Source organism: Francisella marina, assembly GCF_008369785.1.
Taxonomy (GTDB): domain Bacteria; phylum Pseudomonadota; class Gammaproteobacteria; order Francisellales; family Francisellaceae; genus Francisella; species Francisella salimarina.
Map to the genome: position 1 here is coordinate 1,655,270 of NZ_CP043552.1, position 16,042 is coordinate 1,671,311.

Below are 16,042 nucleotides of genomic sequence, written 5' to 3' on the forward strand. Positions count from 1 at the left end.
TGCGCTATATCTTGACTAGCTACTATTCCGCCATAAATGTCGACTACTATAATGGGATATACAGTATACTTAATGTTATGACACCCCAGATTAGTCCTAAAATAGCTCCTACGATACTACCTACTAATATTCCATTTTTAGCATTTGAGTTATTACTTATAGTTACATATGATGTGATAGTTACTATCAATACTAATACAAATAGGTTTTTTATAAACTTCATAACTTATCACCCCATATTTATCAATTTGGCAAAAGCCCCGTGATAGCCATAAATTTTGACATATTAAAAACTAAACTTTACTTTACTTCAAATTGATATTTTTTATTTCGCATATAAGTTTTACTGATACATATATGACAAAAAGTTACTATTGCTGATTAAAAATAAGATTAAATATAACTATAAGATATTGGAAAATACTGAAAAAATAGCTCTAACTATTTTGTCTGTTGTAAATTATTTAGTACCAAATCTTGAATATGATATATAGCTTGCATATCCTGCTTAGACTGACCTTGTTCGCCCATACTGACTTCTAAGTATACTCTGTCATTTCTTTGGGTTGCTTCAAATGTAACAAGTTCTTTATATTTATTAGAATAGGTCCATACTGTAGATTTTTGTTCACTATAGTCATCACCCTTTACTTCAAACTGTTTAGGATGCTGTTTTATAGCCTCTTTGATTGCAGCATATACCTGTTTAACAGAAATTCCTTGTTGCATTTCAAGACCATATCGACCGCCATCAGATTCAAATCTATTATCTTGAACTACCATATCACCACCAAGGAAGGGTATACAACTAGCTATAAGCAAAGTTACTAAAACCAAAGATACTAGCCTTTTCATCTATATACTCCCATTATAAAATAAAAGCCTAAAATAACGGCTATTAAAGATACAATTACACTAACAAGGATATATCCAATAGCTAATAATGCCTCCCCACGTTGTAGTAAGTTGAGGATATCTAAACTAAAGCTAGAAAAGGTAGTAAACCCTCCAAGAAAACCTGTAACAAAAAGAGATCGAACGTATGTCGAAATATCTTCATTAAAGAGCTTAGTCTCTATCAAAAAAGCTGCCATCATTCCAATAATTAGAGAACCAATAACGTTACATAGTAATATACCCAAAGGAATTTGCTTAGAAATATTTGCTGTTGCTTGAGTCAACGCAAATCTTGACATGGCACCAAGGCCACCACCGATACCAACCAATACTAATAAAAGTCCCATTTCTTATTTCTCCAATATTGCATATGCTCCTAGCCCTATCATTTCTTGAGCTAGTGATTTACCAAGTTTAATAGGATCCTCTCCTATAAGTTTTCTTTTTAAGATGTTCTTACCATCACTACTTGCAACCACTGCTGTGAGAGTTATCTGATTACCTTGTAACTCTGCATATGCACCAATTGCAACATGACAACCACCTTTTAGCTCTTGATTGAATGCTCTTTCAGCAGTAGCAACACAAAAGCTATCTCTACAGTTTAGATTTTGTAATTTTTCTAAAAGCTTACTACTTTTACTCAAAGCTTCTACAACTACTATACCCTGACCTACAGCTGGTAAAGATATTTCTACCGGAATATACTGTGTTATTCTATCGTTAAGCTCTAAACGAATAAGTCCAGCACTCGCTAAGATAATTGCATCATATTCATCACCATCAAGTTTCGATAGCCTTGTTACAACATTTCCTCTTAAATCTCTAATTATAAGATCATCTCTATAATTCAAAAGCTGAGCCTTACGGCGTAAACTTGATGTACCAACGATTGCACCTTTCGGTAAATCATCTATAGAACTATATTTATTAGATACAAAGGCATCTCTAGGGTCTTCCCCGGGCATAAAGCTGGCTAAGCAAAAACCATCTGGTAATTGATAAGGTACATCTTTAAGAGAATGAACAGCAATATCAGCCTTACCATTAAGCATAGCTATTTCTAGCTCTTTCATGAACAGTGCTTTACCACCAATTTTATTAAGTGGTTTATCCAGAATAATATCGCCCTGCGTTTTCATAGTGCTTATTTGACAAGGAATATTTAGCTCATTTTGGATACGATCTTTGACAAAATTTGTCTGCCATAATGCTAGTTTACTTTCACGACTAGCTACAACTATTTGTTTCATATTTTAAATGTCTTTGCGATAAAGTTTGAGATATCTTTTATTTCTTCCATACATACAGAGTGTTGCATACCCACATAGTGTTTATACTCATTAGCAAAACCACTGGCTTTTAGCTTATCTGATAAATCACGGCCAAGAACTTCGGGCAATACCTGATCATCTGTACCATGACCAACTAGTATAGGTAGTCCTTTATTTACAGATGTAATCTTATCTTTAAAATCATCCCATGCTGGTAAATATGTAGATAAAGCCATAATACCTCCAAGCTTTCTTTGAGACGTAATAGCGGTATAAGTTGCGATTACACCCCCTTGAGAAAAGCCTGCTAAGATGATATTTTCACTAGCAATACCTTGATTGATTTGACTATCTATCAATTTGTTAACTTTTGCTATTGAACTGTTTATACCTTCAACATCAACCACTCTATTTAGACTATTAGCATCAAGTGACTTAATATCATACCAAGCACGCATCTGCATCCCCATATTTATAGTCACAGACATAACATCAGCATGAGGAAAAACAAATTTAATTTCATCTAATGAAACATCAAAATAATTGATAACATCAACAAAATCATGTCCATCTGCGCCCAGACCATGCAACCAAATAACACAAAACTTAGACTGCTTTGGCGATTCAATAAGCTCGTAGTTCATAAAAATTCTAATTCTTCTAATATTAGTTAGAATGATACATTAATTTGAAAAATTTATTAATATCTAAAAAGTTAAACAATCCTCAAAGCATTACACGTTAAGTAATTCAAGCTGTGAAAGAATAATATCAACACCAATTGTGGATAAGTTTGTTCATATCTATATGAAACTTTTGTTAAAAATGTTAATTTACCAAATTAGTAAAGATTTGATATAGGTCTAAAACCATTGATATACAATGGCTAAATAACTTAAGAAGTAATCACTCTTTTATTTACAGCTATTTTTCACACCCTGTGGATAAAACTGTTGATTTATTGTTAGAACTCGGTTAACTCTCTTCAATAACCTTAAAGAAAGCCTCTTGTGTAACAAGGTTTACAGAGGTGTTTTGTAATTTTATTTGATCATTTAAATCGTACTTACCACTAACAGCAAGTTTTTTAGTCATCGCTAAATCTGCGATAGAAACCATTAAACGACCTTTATCTAATTTTTCAATAACTGCTGCTTGGAACTCTAAATTAGGATTCTGCATTAGATAGACTAATTTCCAATGAGAATTAGAAAAACGCTCCGTTTGTCTATTTGACTTAATAGGAATATCTACTTGAGCAATTATATTATCAACATCATCAATGCTAATCATTTGCTTATTTTCTAAGAAATTACGTAATTGATAATGAACAAGTAAATCTAAATATCTTCTTAGAGGACTTGTCACTTGTACATAAGAATCTAAACCCATACCTGCGTGAACATCAGGTTCTGTAGAGTATTTACCTCTTTGGAGCTTTTTACGTGTTGCAAACATATCAGCTATTGAGTCAATATTCTCTAAATCGTCTTGTTTAAGATCATGCTCTGGCTGTGTCGAAAAAGGTACACAAATATTATTTTCTTTACAAAACTGTCCAATCGCAACTCCAGCCATTAGCATAGTATCACGTACCAATGTTCTTGAGTTTAAGCGTGGTAAGTCAGTTAGTTTGACATTCTTATCATTATCTAATAATATTTTTATCTCAGGAAAATCAAGTTCTACCGCTCCTTTTGCCAAACGCTTATCAGTGAAATATTTAGCATAAACCTCTATTTCTCCAAGTTCTAGATTAGAGATATTTTCTTCAACGAACTCATAAGAATATCTAGTAACTTTTATATTACTAAAACATATCTCAATATCATGAATATCACCCGACTCATCAATTCTAAATCCTACTGACAAAGCTGGAGAAACTTCTTGTAGGCCTAAACCTAACTTTTGTGTTGCATGAGGTGGCAACATCGTAATTATATGCTCTGGCACATATAAATTAGAACCTCGTGCTCTAGCCTCAAGATCTACTTCATCTCCAAAACTAATGCTAGAAGAAGGGTCAGCGATATGAACCCACATTTTATTTTGTTGAGCATCCCAACTAATTGCATCATCAGGATCATTACTACCCTCATCATCTATAGCATAGGCAGTCAGATGTGTTAGATCAGCACGCTGACTATCTGACTCAGAATTATACTTAAAATCAGTAGTATTACTTTCTAATTCCGCACCATATCGATATAGATAAGGGTTAAAGAATTCATCCCAATAACCAATATCCAAGAGTAGCTTATACGCACTATTCTCAGACTCTTCCATATTTAAATATTTAAAGAAACGACATTTTGTACTTTTAAGTGTTGCTAAAGCCTCTATCTCTTTAAGGAACTTTGTGTCTTCGACATTAAAAGTCTTATTATTTAGACGTTCTATAAAATCATTTAGTTCTTGCTCTTTTTTGAGCTTCTCATGTTTATCCCTGACTACTTGATCTTTTTGCTCTTGTGTATGAATATTGATAGTAAAGTCATCATTAAAGCTAAAATACTCTCCCTCTGAAACCAAAAGCCATACAGTATAAGCTTGATTAGCTCCTACGGATTCAAAAAGAAGCTCACTTAATTCATCAATAGACGTTTGTTGCTGTTCTTGCAATAATTCCCATGTTAACTCTAACTCAGGAATTTCTAATCTCTCAAGCTTATCCAAATCGAAATCATGGTCTACAACTGTAAGTATTTGAACATTTTTTGCAGGTAATTTTATATTCTTACTATCTAAAGTTTCTATTTCTATTTTTTTATCTAATATCTCTACAACCTTTGCAGGTTTTGATTTAAAAATTACTAAGGCATTTTTGATGCTCTGATTTTCAAGTAACATAAAAAAAGTTCGGATGTTATAATGATGAGATTATAACATTCAATAGTTTATATTTTTATGCTAAATATCGATATTATACGCAGTAGATTTATCAGAATTATAGGAAATATAGTCAAACTGGTATCCAAGCTTTTTCATAAGATTTTCCCAAAAAAAAGATTTACTCTTCCAAGCTACAGCAAACCACTTATAAAAACAAACAAAGAGTCAAATGTTCCTAGAATTATTTGGCAAACAAATTTCACTAATAAGGTAACGCTACCGCTATATGTAAACTATCTGTTTAATCGTTTTATGGCTCCACGCTATGAGTATAGATTCATGGATAATGATGCTGCAGATAAGTATATTACCGAAAATCATCCAGAAGCTCTAAATGCATATAAAAAGCTAACAGTCGGAGCAGCTAAAGCAGACTTATGGAGACTATTGGCTATCTACAAAAATGGTGGTCTATATATAGATATGGATGGCTGTCTTGTTGCTAGACCTGAGAAGTTTTTGAAAGAAAATAACGAAATGTTTATAAAAGCTAAGCATAGAAAAGAAACAGATGAGTCTAAAAAGTACTACGCAACTAACTATTTTTTTGCAGCCGCTCCTAATAACTCAAAAATCAAAGAATATATTGATATTATTCTTAAAAATATCGAAGCTAACAGATCTGATTTAGGTGTTTGGTATTTAACAGGTCCTGGTGTGATGGAAGCAATCATGAATAATGAGAATACTACTTTTAGACATAGTAGAGAAACTTGTATACAGGGAGCTTTCACTAGTGATTACTTTCAATATATAGACAAACCAAATGCTCACTGGACAAAAACCGACAATAAAGATATTTTAGAATCTTAACTTACAGAATTTTATCTTAGATAACTAACAAGAGGTAATAATAATTTTGAGAAAAATAGAATTAACTTAGAGATTATTTATCTTCTTTCTTAACAGCTATACCAAGCTCATTTAATTGCTCAAGAGAAACATTAGATGGCGCTTCTGTCATCAAACAACTAGCTGTCTGAGTTTTAGGAAATGCGATAACATCACGAATGTTTGTAGTATTAGTAAGTAACATAATCAACCTATCAACACCAAATGCAATACCTCCATGAACAGGAGTACCATACGATAAAGCATCAAGCATAAAGCCAAATTTCTCACGAGCTTCTTCATCAGCGATACCTAGTAAACTAAATACTTTTGCTTGGATATCTTCTTTATGAATACGGATAGATCCCCCACCAACTTCATAACCATTAATAACCATATCATATGCTCTTGAGCTTAAGTCTTCAGGATTAATACTTGATAGCTCTTCTACAGACTCAACTTTGGGAGCTGTAAATGGATGGTGCATAGCATATAAACGATTCTCATCTTTCTCAAACATAGGAAAATCAACAACCCATAATGGTGCCCACTCTTTATCAAACAAGCCAAGGTCTTCACCAATTTTAGCTCTCAAAGCACCCATTGAATCATTAACAATCTTAGCTTTAGCTGCACCAAAGAATAATACATCACCAACTTGGGCACCAGTTTTTTCAATTACATTGAATAGTGTCTCTTCAGAAATATTTTTCACGATCGGAGACTGTAATCCCTCTTTACCTTCAGATAGTGAGTTAATCTTAATATAAGCAAGTCCTCTTGCTCCATAAATACCAACAAACTTAGTATACTCATCAATTTTCTTACGGCTAAGTTTATCGTTCCCACCAGGTATTCTCATTGCAATAACACGAGCTTCTGGATCATTTGCTGGGCCAGAGAATACTTTGAACTCTTCGTTCTTCATATCTTCTTTGATATTAACAAACTCAAGTGGGATTCTAAGATCTGGTTTATCTGAGCCATACTTATCTATAGCATCAGCAAAACTCATAACTTGGAAAGGAGTCTTAAACTCAACACCAATAGTTTCTTTGAATAATCCAGCAATCATTTTTTCCATAGTTGACATAATGAAAGCTTCATCGATAAATGAAGCCTCAATATCTATCTGTGTAAATTCTGGTTGTCTATCCGCTCTCAAATCTTCATCGCGGAAACACTTAACAATTTGATAATATCTATCAAATCCAGAAACCATCAGTAGCTGCTTGAACAACTGAGGAGACTGAGGAAGAGCATAAAACTTACCATTAAAATTACGACTTGGTACAAGATAATCTCTAGCGCCCTCTGGTGTAGCCTTTGTCAAAAATGGTGTCTCGATATCTAAGAAACCATTATCGTCTAAGAAATTGCGCACATATCTAATAGCTTTAGAACGTGTAATTAGTTTGTTTTGCATCTCTGGTCGGCGTAAATCAATATAGCGATACTTAAGCTTGACATCTTCACCTGTTGCTTGAAAATCATCTAACTGGAATGGAATTGTTTTAGACTTGTTTACTATCTCTAAGTCTTCACCAATGATTTCTACTTTACCACTAGCAAGATTTTTGTTCTCTTGACCTTCTGGACGTAGATTGACAGTACCAGTAGCTTTAATTACAAACTCGCCTCTCAAGCTATCCGCTATTTTAAAAGCCTTGCTTTCAGGATTAAAAACTAGCTGAACCAACCCAGTTCTATCTCTAATATCTAGAAAAATAACTCCACCATGATCGCGACGTCTATGCACCCAACCACAAATTGTTACTTTTTGATTTTGTAACTTCTCATTAACATCTGAACTATAATGTGTTCTCATTTAAATCAACCCTTTAAAAGTTTTTAAAAAATAAATAGACAAAATTTAATCACGATATTATAGCAAGAAATAATAAAGAAGACTAAGTTGATACAAATAAAATGTCAGATAATTATACAAAATTACTAATCTAAGAATATAAAATTAAATTTTATTAAAGCTTTTACAGCATAAAGCATTATAGTATTATATTTTTTACTACTTTTTTTAATTTAAACAAATAAATATAAACATGATAAACGTAGAAAATATCAAACTTGACTACCTAAGCTCCGATGACTATCAAGAACTCAAAGAGGCTATGATAGAGGTTTACAATATTAGAAATCCTTATTGGGAAGACCACCAAATCGATACTCTAATAAAGAAGTTCCCTGAAGGGCAAGTCGTCATAAAAGTTAATGATCAACTAGCTGGCTGTGCTTTGTCGATCATAGTTGACTATAAAAAATTTGGTCATAAGCATACTTATAAAGAAATTACAGGTAATGATACTTTTAATACTCATAATGATGAGGGTGATGTTCTATATGGTATTGATCTATTCGTTAAACCTGAATTTAGGAGTATGCGTCTAGGCCGTAGGCTTTACGATTATAGAAAAGACCTGTGCGAGAGACTAAACTTAAAAAGCATTATTATTGGAGGCAGAATACCTGGATACCATGAGTATGCAGATAAGATGACTCCTCAGCAATACATCAACAAACTAAAAAGACAAGAGCTACACGATCCTGTTTTACGCTTTCAGATGAGTAATGACTTTCAACCTGTCAGAGTTGTTAAATCATATTTGGAAGGTGATATAGAGTCTAATGACTATGCAGTACTATTAAAATGGACAAATATCTACTATGAAGAGGAGGCAAAAGAAGCGGCTCCAATCAAAAAAGATGTACGTCTTGGGCTAATTCAGTGGCAAATGCGATCTTACAAAAATCTAGATGAGCTAATGCAACATGCCGAATACTTTGTAAATGCCGTATCAAACTATAGATCTGATTTCGCACTGTTCCCTGAATTTTTCAATGCTCCGCTTATGGCTGAAAACAACCACTTATCAGAGCCTGAAGCTATCAGAGAATTAGCAAAACATACACAAACCATTACTGATAAATTTTCAGAATTTGCTGTAACTTATAATATCAACATTATCACAGGAAGCATGCCTGAGATGAAAGACGAGCGACTATACAACGTTGGCTATTTATGTCGAAGAGATGGTACTGTTGAGAAATATGAAAAATTGCATGTAACACCAGATGAAGCAATGGTTTGGGGTCTACAAGGTGGAGACAAACTAGAGGTGTTTGATACTGATTGTGGTAAAATCGGTATATTGATATGCTATGATTCAGAGTTCCCGGAATTAAGTAGAATACTCGCTGAAGATGGTATGGATATACTCTTTGTACCATTTTTGACAGATACTCAAAATGGTTTCTCAAGAGTCAGAAACTGTGCACAAGCAAGAGCTATTGAAAATGAGTGTTATGTTGCTATAGCAGGTAGCGTGGGTAACCTGCCTAATGTTCACAATATGGATATCCAATATGCTCAATCAATGGTATTTACACCTTGTGACTTTGCTTTCCCAGCTACAGGTATAAAAGCCGAAACCACGCCAAATACTGAGATGATCCTGATTGCAGATGTTGATATCAATCTACTTCGTGAGCTGAATCAGTTTGGTAGTGTCAAGAATCTAAGAGATAGACGTAAGGATTTATACACACTAAAGCGTCGAGGTTAATTAAAAATCTAAACTATCAACTGCCTAAGTCTTCTATTTAGAAATGGTGATAAAATAAATAAAATAATTGCCGCACCACATCCTAACAAAGTAAAATAACCAAATGCTTTTGAATAAATATGTATTGTCTCTACAGGAGCAAGTGCAACTGATTTACCATCACCACTAATTAATATACCAAAACTTGCAGCCAGGAAGTTAGCAAAAGCTGAGCTTAAGACCCATACTCCCATAAAAAATCCTACCATTCTTTTAGGAGATACTACACTAACCATTGCCAAGCCTATTGGTCCTATAAATAATTCACCTAAAGCTTCAAAAAGATAGCTTAAACTTATCCACCATGATGAGATTACACCATTTTCAGCAGTCAAAGGAATCGCTACAACTAAAATGAAAAATGACAGTCCCATGATAAACAGTCCCTTAGCAAATTTAGTTGGGTATGTGTATGGATTTGCTTCATATTTACGGCTTAGATAGGTATACAAAGGGCCAAAAAGAATTATGAAGAAAGGCTCTATAGACTGATAAGCACTAGCAGGAATATCGAATCCAAATATAACTCTATTAACATTCCTTTCTGTAAAAACATTCATCATACCGCCACTTTGCTGAAGCAGAACCATAAATATCATATAGAAAATAGTTAGTGTAACTGTGATATATATCCTACTTCTATCATTAGCTTCCGAAGTTCTCACAAAATATAGGATTATTAGTAATGTAGTAATCCCTATTAGATATAAAACTCTACTTGCCCAGATAGGATAAGCAAGTAAGACAAAAATAAAACCAGTCAAGATACACAGACCCATAACTATCGTTACTGTAAACTTGTATCTTTCTACTAACGAATTTTTATTTTCTTTGACATCTCTATAGTATCTTGAGCCTTTTATAAATATAAATAGACCTACTAACATTCCTATCCCAGCAATACCAAATGCTAGGTTCCAGCTAATTGTCACAGCTATATATGAACAAATAATAGGTGCGGTTATTGCTCCAATATTCATACCTATATAGAGTAAGGTGAAGCCCTCATTTCTTTTGTATTCAGTATCTGTAAACAATGCCCCTGTTATTGCGCCAATACTAGGCTTGAACAAACCTGTACCGACTATGACAAAACTCAAACCTAGGAAAAAATAAATATGCTGTGAATTAGGAACAATCATCACAAAATGTCCCAAAGCTATTAGTGAAGCCCCAATAATTATAGATCTATATTGACCTATATATTTATCTGCGATAATCCCGCCAATAATTGGTGTACCATATACCATCGAAGCATATGCCCCATAAATAAGATAAGTTTTAGCATCAGATATATCAAAAAACTTTAATAAATATAGAATTAATAATGCTGTGATTCCATAGTAACTAAACCTTTCCCACAGGCCTGTTAAGAAAAGATAAGCCATTCCTTGGGGATATTTAGACTGCTTGGCTATAGTCAGTGATTTCATCTACACCCCTTTTCTTTGTAGTTGCTTTTATAAGCGCTTGTTCGATATCATTTCTAAGATCTTCAACATCTTCTATACCTATTGAGAGTCTAATTAAACCATCACTTAAACCTTGCTCAAGCCTAACCTCTCTAGGAATTGATGAATGAGACATTAAAGCAGGAATTGATGATAAGCTTTCAACCCCACCAGCACTTACTGTTATCGCGAATAGCTCTAACTCTTCTAAAAATGCTTTTGCTAAGTTATCACTACCATTTAGCTCAAGACTTAAAACTCCTCCAAAACCATTCATTTGCGCTTTTGCAAGATGATAGTCTGGACTACTTTCTAATCCTGGGTAATACACCCTTTTAACTAACCGATGTTGCTCAAGCCATTTCGCTAGAGTTAAAGCATTATAGTTATGCTGTCTTACTCTTAAAGCTAATGTTCTTAGCCCTCTAGTAGCTAAAAAGCTATCAAATGGACTTGATACTGCTCCACCGGCTAAATGAATAAGATCTAACTTCTTAATCAGCTTGTCATTATCGTTGACAACAACAATTCCACTAATTACATCTGAATGTCCACTTATATACTTTGATGCTGAATGTATAACGATATCTGCACCAAAAGATATAGGTTTTAAATTATAAGGGGTAGCAAAAGTATTATCGACGACAAATATCAAACCATGTTTCTTACAAAACTGACCTAATCTTTCTAAGTCGACCACTCTTAATAAAGGATTAGATGGTGTTTCAACCCATATCATCTTGGTATTTTCTCTAAGATTTTCTTCCAAGTTATCTAAGTCACTTAGATTCGTATATGTTGCTTGAAGTCCTGCTGAATATTTCTTAACTTCTTCAAATAGTCTATAAGTACCACCATATAATGCATCAGTAGCTATTATATGACTATCTACACCTAAAATATCTAATACTGCATTAATTGCAGCAACTCCTGATGAAAAAGCATAGCCTTTTTTTGCTCCCTCTAACTCAGCTATAGCTTGCTCGTAACTAGATCTAGTAGGATTACCAACCCTACCATATTCAAAAGCTTTTTCACCTCCCGGACTTTGTTGACGATAAACAGAGGATGTATAAATAGGTGTGGTTACTGCACCTGTTACTGAATCACCTGGATTACCTGCATGAACAGCTAGAGTATCGATTTTAGAATTTATAATGGTCATTCTTTGCTCCCATAATTTTTAGTTGCTAAAACGATGAGAACAATATTATTAACGTTTTCGCTTTAGCAGATTTTATCTAGCGCCCGCAATTTGAAATAAATCAGCGCTCTTTAGACTAGTTTGTCACTCTCTTATGCTTTATTGCCATACTCTTGCATATGTTTTGCAATACGTTTATTAGTACCATACATAAAGTGGTTTTCCATTTTTTCTTTATATTTGCTACCCGGAACAGTTAAGCCAACAGCGTCTGCAACTTCTCTAATTAACATAGGGCTTGCTCCACAACAAACTCCTAAATAATTAACACCAAAGTCATAAGCTTCTTTGGCGAAATCTCTAATCTCATAGCGATTACAATACAAAGGATCTAGTGCCGTTGGAAAAGTTCTTCCATGAGGTGCTGGACAACCACAACCATTATTATCTGGCAAATTAAAAAATGTAGGATGACTATCTGTAGTTCTATATGGAATAGGAAGCCCTGCGACATGGCACTTAACTGCTTCACGGATTTTCTTTAGATCAGGAAGCATTGTTTGCGGACCTCTAAAACAATTCAGACCAACAACATCAGCTCCTAACTGCTCCAACTCTTTACAAGTATCTACAATACTCCAGCCATCTCGCATAGTATTTTGAGCCATTGGTGCTATAGTTAATACCGTTGGGAGGTTTGCCTTTTTCATGATCTCTAGAGCTCTAAAAGCTTCCTCTGCATAATAGAATGTTTCTCCAATCAGAATATCAGCACCTTCTTCGGCAGCCCAAGTGATCATCTCATCAAACATTCTAGTTACTTCTTTTTGAGACTCTTGATCACCTTGCTTCCAAATATTTGAGTTAGAGATATTACCTGCCAATAGATTCGGCTGAACTCCCTCAGGTGTTGTATCAGCAACTTTTTTAGCGATTCTAAGCGCCTCTCTATTTAGCTTCTCAAGCAGATGCTCTTTCCCTATAACCCTGAGCTTCTCTCGATGACCATTGTATGTAAAAGCTTCTACTATATCTGATCCAGCATGCTGGAAATCTCTATGTAAATTCTCTAAAACCTCTGGATGTTCCAATGACACCATAGGTACAAACTCGCCTGATGACATATAGCCACGACGCTCAATCTCAAATAGGAAACCTTCTGCACAGATTACAGGACCTTTATCTAGCCTCTCAAGTAGATTTTCTTTTTTCATTTTTGGAAATCTCCATGTTTTTAGTTAATAAACAAACTTTTTGATTATTTGCAAAAAGTCTCCTACTAAAACGATGGGGGTACAAAACTTAAAAGAAATGTTCGTTTTAGCAGGACTTATAAAGCGCTCGCAAGTTGAAATAAATCAGCGCTATGAAACTAAATTACATGATTCTAAATACAAGAACAACATTTTACAGTAAAAAATATACTTATTTATACCATTCCTATCTTAATTATTAATTATATTTGATAATCACTTAAATTTTCTGCATAAGCCTTAATTTTAGCCTTCTTATCTAATCTATAAAAAGCAGTGCATGAATAGACTCCAATTAAAGAGACTATAGCCATATACACAAAATATAGCTGATACCCCAATACACCGGGATAGGTTTCTAATAAGTATCCATTTAGTATGGGTAATAATATATCTGGTGAAAAAGACAACATTGCTGCTACACCTATAGCTAAACCCAATATCTCTTTTGGAAAATCACACATCTCTATGGTTGACCAATAGGTTCCTCTTGCTGCATAAGTTACTATTCCAAACAACATTACAATGGCGACAATTATCCAAGTGTTGTTAAAAAACATTGGTATTGCTATAGCCAAAATACTCAACAAAAATAAAGAGATCATTATTAGTAACAAAGTTTTTAATATACAAAACTTATCAGCAAAAATTCCAGCACACATTGCACCAAAAGGCTTTGTCCAAAGTTTCAAAGCAATAATACCTCCGACCATATAGGTCGTTAATCCAAACCCTGATTCATTTAAATAACCTGAGAAACTAAATGTTGACCAAAATACTTGATATGCACAAAAAATTATAAGTACAACATATTTAAATCTTCTATTTCTAAATATAATCCTTAAATTCTCTAATAAACTACCTTTAACTATTCTCTCAACTTTCTTTATCTCTGGGCTTTGCTTAAAGCAGAACCAAAAAATTATACCTACAAAAATACAAATAGTAGAATACATTAATATGACATTTATTAAAGCTTGAGGATCTTTATCAGAAGTTTTCTTTGCGGTTATAAAATAAATGTATACTGCAGCTGTTGCTAATATAGCTTCAACAAGACCTCTACCTCCCTCAAAAGCTCCAAAAAACTTACCTTGAGCATTTTTACCAGCAATGATATTTATCAATTTCAAAGAAGCTGCAGAAAAGGATAAACCTGTAGTTATACCCCATCCTAAATATACAAAGCATAAAGAGTAAAAAGATGGAACAGTTGAAAAATAAAAACCAATACAGCCTGTACCAATTAGAGAGAATGTAATTAGCTTTTTCATCGAAATCTTATCTGCTAACCAACCACCAGGAACATATCCCAAGAAAAATGATAAGCCCAGTATTGAATACAAATTACCCAATTGAAAAATGCTTATATTAAAGGTTACAAGCATTTGATCCTGAAAGTTTTGCCTAAGATAAACTATTGGATATATAACTCCTCCTGCTAATATTAATAACAGAAGTTCTAATGTTTTTTGTCTGTCCATTTTAATACCCTCGAAATAGAGACTATAAAAAGAGATATAGATTTAAGCCTTATCTCCATACGCTTGTATATGCTTAGCTATTCGCTGATGTGTTCCATACATGCTATGGTTTTGCATTTTTTCTCTATACTTACTTGCTGGTACTGTTAATCCCACAGCTTCGGCAACCTCTCTAATCAATGCTGGACTTGCTCCACAGCACACTCCTAAATAATTAACCCCAAAATCATAAGCCTCTTTAGCAAACTCTCTAATCTCGTAACGATTACAGAATAATGGATCTAATGCAGTAGGAAATGGTCTACCATGCGGCGATGGACAACCACAACCATTATTATCTGGCAAATTAAAAAATGTTGGATGATTTTCTGTTGTTCTATATGGAACAGGTAATGCTGCAACATGACATTTAACTGCTTTACGAATATCTTTGAGATATGGAAGCATTGTTTGAGGTCCTCTAAAACAGTTCAAGCCTACGACATCTGCTCCTAATTGCTCAAGCTCTTTACATGTATCAACAATTGACCACCCATCTAACATCACGTTTTGACCAAAGGGAGCTATTGTTAAAACTGCTGGCAAGCCAGATTTTTTGATTACTTCAACAGCTTTAAATGCTTCTTCAGCATAAGCGAATGTTTCTCCTATTATCATATCAGCGCCTTCTTCAACTGCCCAAGTCACCATTTCATCAAACATTCTCTCAACTTCTAGCTGTATACTCTTATCTCCTTGCTTCCAGATATTTGAATTACAAATATTACCCGCCATCAAATTTGGTTGAACTCCTTTAGGAGCAGAGTCAGCAACTTTTTTAGCGATTCTAAGAGCCTGTCTATTCAAATCTTCTATAATATGCTCTTGTCCCGCTACCTTAAGTTTCTCTCTATGTGCATAATAGGTTAATGCCTCTACCACATCAGAACCTGCGTGCTGAAATTCTCTATGTAAACCTTCTACAATCTCAGGATGATCTAAAACTACTGTTGGCACAAATTCACCTGATGCCAAGAATCCGCGTCTTTCTAATTCAAAAATAAAACCTTCTGCACAGATAACTGGACCTTTATTTAAACGTTCTATCAAACCTTCTTTTTCTTTAATACTCATTTTTATACTCCTCTTAGTCTTTAAACCACATATAAAAAATGATAAATATGTAGTATTTATTTAAAAATTAAGGCTTTTTTGGA

The 16,042-nt window shown here is 33.9% G+C and carries 14 protein-coding genes; 2 read left to right on the forward strand and 12 right to left on the reverse strand.

Translation table 11 applies throughout. The features are described 5' to 3' along the window. Window positions 1-46 precede the first annotated feature (46 nt). The 6 genes from F0R75_RS10175 to F0R75_RS08250 form a co-directional block, all read right to left on the reverse strand. Window positions 47-223, reverse strand: coding sequence for a hypothetical protein (locus tag F0R75_RS10175; protein WP_179951680.1), 177 nt, complete (start codon window positions 221-223; stop codon window positions 47-49). Window positions 224-441: 218 nt separating this feature from the next. Next, a complete protein-coding gene (locus F0R75_RS08230; protein ID WP_146421653.1) occupies window positions 442-855 on the reverse strand; it encodes a hypothetical protein in 414 nt (137 codons plus the stop codon). Next, entirely contained in the window at window positions 852-1,244 is a 393-nt protein-coding gene (gene crcB / locus F0R75_RS08235) for a fluoride efflux transporter CrcB (protein ID WP_146421652.1), read from the reverse strand. Before crcB ends, F0R75_RS08230 begins: the two co-directional genes overlap by 4 nt. A 3-nt stretch (window positions 1,245-1,247) precedes the next feature. Then, window positions 1,248-2,150: a hydroxymethylbilane synthase gene (gene hemC, locus F0R75_RS08240; protein ID WP_149369076.1), complete on the reverse strand. Its 903-nt coding sequence runs from the start codon at window positions 2,148-2,150 to the stop codon at window positions 1,248-1,250. Further along, window positions 2,147-2,815, reverse strand: coding sequence for an alpha/beta hydrolase (locus F0R75_RS08245; RefSeq protein WP_149369075.1), 669 nt, complete (start codon window positions 2,813-2,815; stop codon window positions 2,147-2,149). Before F0R75_RS08245 ends, hemC begins: the two co-directional genes overlap by 4 nt. 331 nt (window positions 2,816-3,146) lie before the next feature. After that, window positions 3,147-5,021, reverse strand: a complete 1,875-nt coding sequence (locus tag F0R75_RS08250) for a ribonuclease catalytic domain-containing protein (RefSeq protein WP_149369074.1) — start codon at window positions 5,019-5,021, stop codon at window positions 3,147-3,149. A 57-nt stretch (window positions 5,022-5,078) separates the two neighbouring features. Here F0R75_RS08250 and F0R75_RS08255 point away from each other — a divergent pair, with 57 nt between their 5' ends. Continuing rightward, window positions 5,079-5,876, forward strand: a complete 798-nt coding sequence (locus F0R75_RS08255) for a glycosyltransferase family 32 protein (RefSeq protein WP_149369073.1) — start codon at window positions 5,079-5,081, stop codon at window positions 5,874-5,876. A 73-nt stretch (window positions 5,877-5,949) separates the two neighbouring features. Here the strand turns inward: F0R75_RS08255 and aspS are convergent, their stop codons facing one another. Next, complete coding sequence (gene aspS, locus F0R75_RS08260) at window positions 5,950-7,722, reverse strand: aspartate--tRNA ligase (RefSeq protein ID WP_149369072.1); 1,773 nt, start codon at window positions 7,720-7,722, stop codon at window positions 5,950-5,952. Window positions 7,723-7,954: 232 nt separating this feature from the next. On the opposite strand from aspS, the gene F0R75_RS08265 reads away from it, so the two are divergent. Further along, window positions 7,955-9,475 (forward strand): carbon-nitrogen hydrolase family protein, encoded by a 1,521-nt coding sequence (locus tag F0R75_RS08265; RefSeq protein ID WP_149369071.1) that lies wholly within the window; start codon window positions 7,955-7,957, stop codon window positions 9,473-9,475. Between the two features lie 8 nt (window positions 9,476-9,483). On the opposite strand, the gene F0R75_RS08270 is transcribed toward F0R75_RS08265, so the two are convergent. The 5 genes from F0R75_RS08270 to F0R75_RS08290 form a co-directional block, all read right to left on the reverse strand. Beyond that, on the reverse strand, window positions 9,484-10,947 hold the full coding sequence (locus F0R75_RS08270) for a peptide MFS transporter (RefSeq protein ID WP_149377276.1): 1,464 nt from the start codon (window positions 10,945-10,947) through the stop codon (window positions 9,484-9,486). Then, on the reverse strand, window positions 10,916-12,130 hold the full coding sequence (locus tag F0R75_RS08275) for a trans-sulfuration enzyme family protein (RefSeq protein ID WP_149369069.1): 1,215 nt from the start codon (window positions 12,128-12,130) through the stop codon (window positions 10,916-10,918). Before F0R75_RS08275 ends, F0R75_RS08270 begins: the two co-directional genes overlap by 32 nt. Window positions 12,131-12,261: 131 nt before the next feature. Beyond that, complete coding sequence (locus F0R75_RS08280; RefSeq protein WP_149369068.1) at window positions 12,262-13,323, reverse strand: homocysteine S-methyltransferase family protein; 1,062 nt, start codon at window positions 13,321-13,323, stop codon at window positions 12,262-12,264. Window positions 13,324-13,565: 242 nt separating this feature from the next. Continuing rightward, entirely contained in the window at window positions 13,566-14,846 is a 1,281-nt protein-coding gene (locus F0R75_RS08285) for an MFS transporter (protein ID WP_149369067.1), read from the reverse strand. Window positions 14,847-14,888: 42 nt separating this feature from the next. Next, the gene (locus F0R75_RS08290; RefSeq protein ID WP_149369066.1) at window positions 14,889-15,959 is read right to left on the reverse strand and encodes a homocysteine S-methyltransferase family protein; all 1,071 of its coding nucleotides are present in this window, start codon (window positions 15,957-15,959) and stop codon (window positions 14,889-14,891) included. Window positions 15,960-16,042 lie beyond the last annotated feature (83 nt).

Coding starts and splice junctions, on each gene's coding strand:
- F0R75_RS08250 (WP_149369074.1), bottom strand. CDS start 5,021: ATGTTACTTGAAAATCAGAGCATCAAAAATGCCTTAGTAATTTTTAAA.
- F0R75_RS08230 (WP_146421653.1), bottom strand. CDS start 855: ATGAAAAGGCTAGTATCTTTGGTTTTAGTAACTTTGCTTATAGCTAGT.
- F0R75_RS08265 (WP_149369071.1), top strand. CDS start 7,955: ATGATAAACGTAGAAAATATCAAACTTGACTACCTAAGCTCCGATGAC.
- F0R75_RS08270 (WP_149377276.1), bottom strand. CDS start 10,947: ATGAAATCACTGACTATAGCCAAGCAGTCTAAATATCCCCAAGGAATG.
- crcB (WP_146421652.1), bottom strand. CDS start 1,244: ATGGGACTTTTATTAGTATTGGTTGGTATCGGTGGTGGCCTTGGTGCC.
- F0R75_RS08245 (WP_149369075.1), bottom strand. CDS start 2,815: ATGAACTACGAGCTTATTGAATCGCCAAAGCAGTCTAAGTTTTGTGTT.
- F0R75_RS08275 (WP_149369069.1), bottom strand. CDS start 12,130: ATGACCATTATAAATTCTAAAATCGATACTCTAGCTGTTCATGCAGGT.
- aspS (WP_149369072.1), bottom strand. CDS start 7,722: ATGAGAACACATTATAGTTCAGATGTTAATGAGAAGTTACAAAATCAA.
- F0R75_RS08285 (WP_149369067.1), bottom strand. CDS start 14,846: ATGGACAGACAAAAAACATTAGAACTTCTGTTATTAATATTAGCAGGA.
- F0R75_RS08280 (WP_149369068.1), bottom strand. CDS start 13,323: ATGAAAAAAGAAAATCTACTTGAGAGGCTAGATAAAGGTCCTGTAATC.
- F0R75_RS10175 (WP_179951680.1), bottom strand. CDS start 223: ATGAAGTTTATAAAAAACCTATTTGTATTAGTATTGATAGTAACTATC.
- hemC (WP_149369076.1), bottom strand. CDS start 2,150: ATGAAACAAATAGTTGTAGCTAGTCGTGAAAGTAAACTAGCATTATGG.
- F0R75_RS08290 (WP_149369066.1), bottom strand. CDS start 15,959: ATGAGTATTAAAGAAAAAGAAGGTTTGATAGAACGTTTAAATAAAGGT.
- F0R75_RS08255 (WP_149369073.1), top strand. CDS start 5,079: ATGCTAAATATCGATATTATACGCAGTAGATTTATCAGAATTATAGGA.